The organism is Streptomyces sp. NPDC058955 (genome assembly GCF_042741435.1).
Classification (GTDB): Bacteria; Actinomycetota; Actinomycetes; order Streptomycetales; family Streptomycetaceae; genus Streptomyces.
The window spans coordinates 75,200-81,197 of sequence record NZ_JBHYKM010000015.1; the positions used below are offsets into that span (position 1 = coordinate 75,200).

A 5,998-nucleotide genomic window follows, 5' to 3' on the forward strand; every position below is an offset into this window, starting at 1 on the left:
CCGCCGCCCTGGACGCGCGCGCCGCGGGGCCCCGTCCCGGGGGGCGGGGGGACGGGTCCCGGAAGGGAACGCGCGGCTCCGCCCGAGGGGCGGCATCATGAGCGCATGGCCACCCTGCTGCTCGCCCTCGCCGTCGGAAGCACCGGCCTCTACGCCGGATTCCTCCTCATCTTCCTCACCGGGATCATGCCCGCCCTGGCCCGCCTCACGGACGCCGCGTTCGTCACCGCGATGCGCCGGGTGAACGAGGCGGTGCCCAGGGCGGTCTTCCTGGCCGTCTTCGCCGGCGTCGCGGTGCTGCCCCTCGCCGCCTATCTCGTGCCGGTGGACGGCCGGACCGGTACGCAGCGCTGGCTGGTCCTCGCCGGTTTCGTCTGCGCGGTCCTCAATCACCTGGTCACCGTCGTCGGCAACGTCCCCCTCAACACCGCGCTCGCCGCCGCCGAGGGGCCCGACGAGGACCCGGCCGCGTCCCGCGCCGCCTTCGAACCGCGCTGGAACGCCTACCACCGCGTCCGCACGGCCCTGATCGTCGTGGCCTTCGGCCTGCTCACGGCCGCCGCCGTCGGCTGACCCGGGGGCGTGCCGGCCCGGCGGGAAACCGACTGCCGGGTCGGCTTGGCCTCCCGGATGGCGCGATCTCGTCGAAGATCGCCTTCCGCGCATCCGCAGGGACTCTTCAAAACCAAACTACCGAGTCCGAAAGCTGCCCCTGACGCGCATCGACTTTCAGCCCCTGGCGAGAAGCTGCCGTCCTTATATCCTGGCAAAGGGGGTGAATCACCCCGATTTCAGGGACCCGGATTCCATACCTTCCGGTTTCTTATTGACATGACCCGGGGGGTCTTTTTTTAATCAACCGAGGATCCGCGTGCGCAGACACCGAGGGGGCATAGTGGACGTCCACATCCTGGGGGGACTGTCGGTCCGTGAGGGCGGGGTATCGATCACCCCGACCGCGGCCGCGCCACGCCAGGTGCTCGCCCTGCTCACCGCCTTCGCCGGGCAGGTCGTCCCCGTCACCGTCCTCACCGAGGAGCTCTGGCCGTCCGGGGCCCCGCGCGGCGCGCGCGCCGAACTCGCCGCCCACATAGCCGAGCTGCGCGCGCTCATCGCCCGCGCCCTGCACGAGGCCGAGGACGGCGACGCGCCGGGCGGCTGGGCCGAGGGGCGCACCGCCGACGCGGTCCTCGTCTCGCTCCCCGGCGGCTACCGCCTCGACACCGGCGTCGGCGTCCAGGACATCGGCCAGTTCGAGCGCGCGGCCGGCGCCGGCTACCGCGCCATGGACGCCGGCGACCTGGCCCGCGCCTCGCTGCGGCTCGGCGAGGCCCTCGCCCTCTGGCGCGGCGACCCGTACGCGGGCGTGGCCGCCGGCCCCTGCCTGCGCCGCGAGATCGAACGGCTGGAGACCGCCCGCCTCAGCGTCCTCGACCAGTGGGTCGAGGCCCAGCTCGGCCTCGGCCGGCACGAGGAGATCCTCTCCGAACTCCCCGGACTCGCCGCCCGCTACGCCACCAACGAACCGCTCCAGGCCCACCTCATGGTCGCCCTGCTCCGCTGCGGCCGCCACGAGGAGGCCCTCGCCGTCTACGAGCGGCTGCGCACGGTCCTCCACCGGGAGACCGGCATGGAGCCCTCCGCGCGGCTCCGCCGCCTCCAGCACTCGGTCCTCGCCGTCCGCCACACGCGCGTGGGCGCCGGATCCGGCGGCCCGGCCGCCCCCGCCGCCGGCGTCTTCGGCCCCGGCCACGCGCCCACCGTCGTGACCGCCGCGGCCGTCGCCACGACCGCCGCCCGCGCCGAGGGGACGCCGCCGGTCATCTGGTACGGCCCCGCCGTTCCGCGCGTCCCCGTCCAGCCCGGCCGCGCGGACACCGCCACCAAGGGCGTGGCGATCGCCGTCTGACGGCGTGTCGCCTCCGCCCTCGGAGGGAATCGGGACCGCGGGGAACGAAGTGCCGCACGTCACCGTTGACCCACTCCCGGGACCGAATTAGTTTCGGCCGCCAGGACGGGTTTCCTCCGAGGTGCCCGATTTAAGCGAGACGACGGGGGTGGGGGCCATGGACACGTACGGCGCGGACGGGGGCGCGGGTGCCGACGCGTTGCTCGCCGTCCTGGAACTGCTCGCCGGAGAGGGGCTGCCCGGCCAGTTCGAGGCCCTCCTCGACGAGGCCCGGATCGCCGGGCTCGACGAGGCCGGGATCACCCGGCTGGAGCGGGCCGTCGCCCTCGCCCGCACCCTCCACGCCGAGCGCGCCGTCGGCCGCGCCCGCGCCGACCAGAGCGGCGCCTCCCTCGCCGTGCTCACCGACACCGCGCGCGATCTGACGCTCAGCTACGACCTCGACGGACTGCTCCGGATCGTCACCCGCCGCGCCCGCCGCCTCCTCGGCCTCGACATGGCGTACGTGACCCTGCGCGGCCCCCAGGGCGCCTGCTACATCCGCATCACCGAAGGCTCCCGCACCGGCGGCGACACCGGCGAGGCCACCGGACCCGGGCTGAGCGTCGGACTGCGGATCGGCGCCGGCAACTGCCTCGGCGGCGTCGTCCAGCGCTCCGGCGAACCCGTCTGGACCCCCGACTACCCGGCCGACGAGCGGTTCACGAGCGGCCAGGCACCCGACCCGGCCGCCGCCCTCGACGACGCCGAGGTCGTCGACCCCGGCGACGAGGCCGTCCTCGCCGAAGGGCTCCGCGCCATCGTCGCCGTCCCGCTCCGCAGCGGCGACTCCGTCATCGGCGCCCTCTTCGGCGCCGACCGCCGGGTCCGCGAGCACACCCCGCAGGAGATCGCCCTGCTCGGCGCCCTCGCCGACCTGGCCGCCCTCGCCGTCGAGAAGGCCGGACTCCTCGACCGCACCCGCGCCGAACTCACCGAACTGGAACGGGACAGCGCGCGCGTGCGCACCAGCCTCACCCGGATGCGGCACGTCAGCGAGGCCCACGGCCGGATCATGAACCTGGTCCTCGCCGGCGGCGACCTCCCGCACGTCGCCAAGGCCGCCGGCGACGCCCTCGACGCCACCGTGATGGTCTGCGACCCCGGCGGCCGCCGCCTCGCCGCCAGCGGCGACTTCCCCGGGCTCGACGAGGACGCCGTCGCCAAGGCGTCCCTCGACGCCCACGCCCTGCGCCGGCCCGTCCTCGCCGCCGACTCCGTCTGGGTCGCCCCCGTCATCGCCGGCTCCGAGGACCTCGGCGGCCTGGTGGTCCGCGCCGAGGGCGGCCTCACCGAGGAGGACGAACGACTCCTCGAACTCGTCGCCCAGTCCGTCGCCCTGCTCCTCCTCATGCAGCGCTCCACCGCCGTCGCCGAGGGCCCCGTCCGCGACGAACTCCTCGACGACCTCATCGCCGACCCGCCGCACGCCCCGCAGCAGAGCGCCCTGCGCGCCCGCCGCCTCGGCGTGGACCTGCGCAAACCGCACGTCCTCGTGGTCGCCCGGCCGGAGGGCGGCGAACAGGGCCGGGCAGTCGTGTGGGCGTCCTCGTACGCGTACCGGCTGGCCGGCCTCAAGACCGTGCAGGGCGGCTGCATCGTGCTGCTGCTCCCCGGCGTGGACGCCTCCGCCGCCGCCGCGGCCGTCTCCGAGGAGCTCACCCCGCTCCTCGGCCACCCGGTCTCGGTCGCCGCCGCGGGACCCGGCGGCAGCCCCGACGCCGTCGGACCGCTGTACGCGGAGGCGCTGCGCTGCCTGGACGCGATGAGCGCCCTCGGCGGTACGGGCTCCGCCGCGGCCGCCACCGACCTGGGCTTCCTCGGCATGCTGCTCTCCGACGACCACGACGTGGACGGCTTCGTGGAGAACGCCATCGGGCCCGTCCTCGACTACGACGCCGAGCGGCTCACCGACCTGACCCGCACCCTGGAGGCGTACTTCGCCTCCGGCGCCAGCCCCACCAACGCGGCCGAGGCGCTGCACGTCCACCCCAACACGGTCTCCCGCCGACTGGAGCGGATCGGCGAACTCCTCGGCCCCGAATGGCAGAAGCCCGGCCAGGTCCTGGAGGTCCAGCTCGCCCTCAGGCTCCAGCGCACCCGCGAGGTGCTGGCCCGCCGCCGGGCCGCCACGGCCCCGGCGCGCCCGGCCGACTGACCCCGCCGACGGCCCGTCGGGGCGGGCCCGGAGGGACGGCCGACCGGGCGGGGGAGCCCCGGCGGTCCCGTACGGGGTGTCAGCCGGCCGCGCGGCGGGTGCCGTAGCCCGTGCCGTACCCCGCGGCCTCCCACGCCGACCCGAGCACCGTCGCCGTGTGCGCGGCCGAGGCCAGCGTGATGTGCCGGTGCCAGCCCCGGTACGAACGGCCCACGAAGTCCCGCAGCCCCGCCTCCTCGCCGACCGCGGCGAAGTCCCGGTCCACCCGCTGCGTCAGCTTCGTCAGCCGCAGCAGCGAACCGACCGTCGCCTGCGTCAGATCGCTGATCCACACCCGGGCCGGGCCCCGGCGCGGGTCGTCCCACTCGCCCAGCAGCATCAGCGGCCGCATCCGCTCCCCGCCGGGGGACGGCAGCGCGACCCGCACGGCGGTGGCCAGCGAGGTGCGCGAGGTCCGCGCGCCGCCGACCGTGTCCACCCAGCTCACCGGCCTGCGCAGCCCCTTCAGGGACTCCAGTATCTGGGCCGCGGGCAGCGGGCCCGCGCCGAAACCGGGCAGCGAGCGGTCCGCGATCGCAAGGCGTGAACCGGCCCCGATCCGGGCCACCACCGGCACCCCGGCGGCCGCCAGCCGCGTCAGCGCCGACCGGCCCGCGCCGCCCCGGATGTCGAGCAGCACCGGCTTGCGGGTGATGTCGGTCCAGCGGGCCGTGTCGAGGGCGGCGGCGACCGCGCACTCCTCCAGCGTCTCCTCGCCGGCCTCGTCGGGGACCTCCGCGCGGTCGCGCCGCGTGCGGTCCTTCACCCACGGGTCCGGCAGGAACAGCCGCCAGTTGACCGGCGCGCTCAGCTCCTCGCCGGCGAACCACACGCCGAACGCCTGCTGACCCTGGAAGACCTGACCGCGCTCCGGGTCGAAACGCCGGTCCACGCCCACCGAGTGCTCGCCGGCCTTCGGGATCGGCATCGGCCGCACCACCCACGCCTGCGGGTGCCCGGCGCGCTCCAGGAACCGCCCGAGGGAGGCGCGCATCGGCTGCCAGTCCCAGGTGGAGCTGGAGATGAAGTGGTGCAGGCTCTGCTCGGCGGCCGGGCCGCCGATCTGCGCGGCGATGTTCCGGATCGACTTGCGGCCCTGCGCCGTGAGCAGCCCGTGCAGGTACTGCTCCGCCTTCAGCCGCTGGTCGCGGCGGGCGAAGCCGGAGAAGAGGGCGGTGGACAGCTCGGTGAAGACGTCCTCGCCGGGACGGGGGGCGGCGGCCCGGGGGACGGCGCGGACCCGGGGCCGCGGCACGGTCAGCGGAGCGGCCGCGGCGGCGGTCCCGTACTTGATGGCGACGGATGTACTCACGACACTCCTGCCCGTCCTGTCCGAAGGATGCGCAGCTGCCTACCGCTGCCCCTCCACCGTCGCCCGGGCGCCCCCGCCCCGACGAGGTGGACCCGGCACCCGATTCGGCCGCCGGATGGTGGCCGGACCACCGTCCCGCCCCTGACCTGCGCTTCCGCCCCCTCCGGCGGGGCCGTCAAGGACGCGTGAAGGACTCCCGGAGGGGTCTGTTCACCTCCCCGCCACCCACGGCGGTGGTCCGGCCACACCCCCTCCGGAAGACCTCCGGAAGATCTCCGGAAGACCCCCGGATGGCCGGTACGCACCCCCGGACGACGGGTTCCGGACAGCTCCCCGGCGCACCACGGGGTGAGCTGACAGACTCGACGGACGGGCTTTGACCGGTCGCTCTCCGTCGCCGGACCATCGCAGAGCGAGGCGACACGGGCCCCGGTTAATGCCCCAGGCCGGAAGCGCCCGTGGGGGGGGGGGGGTGGAGGGAGGGGACCGCCCGGCGCGCGCGAGCACAGGACGCGGGAGAGAGGGGTGGCGGAGGGGAGTC

Annotated in this window: 4 protein-coding genes; 3 read left to right on the top strand and 1 reads right to left on the bottom strand. The window is 75.5% G+C overall.

From position 1 onward, the window contains the following. The first annotated feature begins 105 nt into the window (after positions 1-105). The 3 genes from ACFW1I_RS09330 (at position 106) to ACFW1I_RS09340 (ending at position 4,106) form a co-directional block, all read left to right on the top strand. Complete coding sequence (locus tag ACFW1I_RS09330) at positions 106-573, top strand: DUF1772 domain-containing protein (RefSeq protein WP_384667884.1); 468 nt, start codon at positions 106-108, stop codon at positions 571-573. 322 nt (positions 574-895) lie between these two features. Beyond that, positions 896-1,909: a BTAD domain-containing putative transcriptional regulator gene (locus ACFW1I_RS09335; RefSeq protein ID WP_384667887.1), complete on the top strand. Its 1,014-nt coding sequence runs from the start codon at positions 896-898 to the stop codon at positions 1,907-1,909. Positions 1,910-2,066: 157 nt separating this feature from the next. Then, on the top strand, positions 2,067-4,106 hold the full coding sequence (locus ACFW1I_RS09340) for a helix-turn-helix domain-containing protein (protein ID WP_384667889.1): 2,040 nt from the start codon (positions 2,067-2,069) through the stop codon (positions 4,104-4,106). A gap of 79 nt (positions 4,107-4,185) precedes the next feature. Here the strand turns inward: ACFW1I_RS09340 and ACFW1I_RS09345 are convergent, their stop codons facing one another. After that, a complete protein-coding gene (locus ACFW1I_RS09345) occupies positions 4,186-5,457 on the bottom strand; it encodes an IS701 family transposase (protein WP_384667892.1) in 1,272 nt (423 codons plus the stop codon). Between the last annotated feature and the right edge of the window lie 541 nt (positions 5,458-5,998).

Excerpts from the sequence above, each read along its gene's own strand:
- ACFW1I_RS09330 (WP_384667884.1), top strand. The coding sequence starts at position 106 with ATGGCCACCCTGCTGCTCGCCCTCGCCGTCGGAAGCACCGGCCTCTAC.
- ACFW1I_RS09340 (WP_384667889.1), top strand. The coding sequence starts at position 2,067 with ATGGACACGTACGGCGCGGACGGGGGCGCGGGTGCCGACGCGTTGCTC.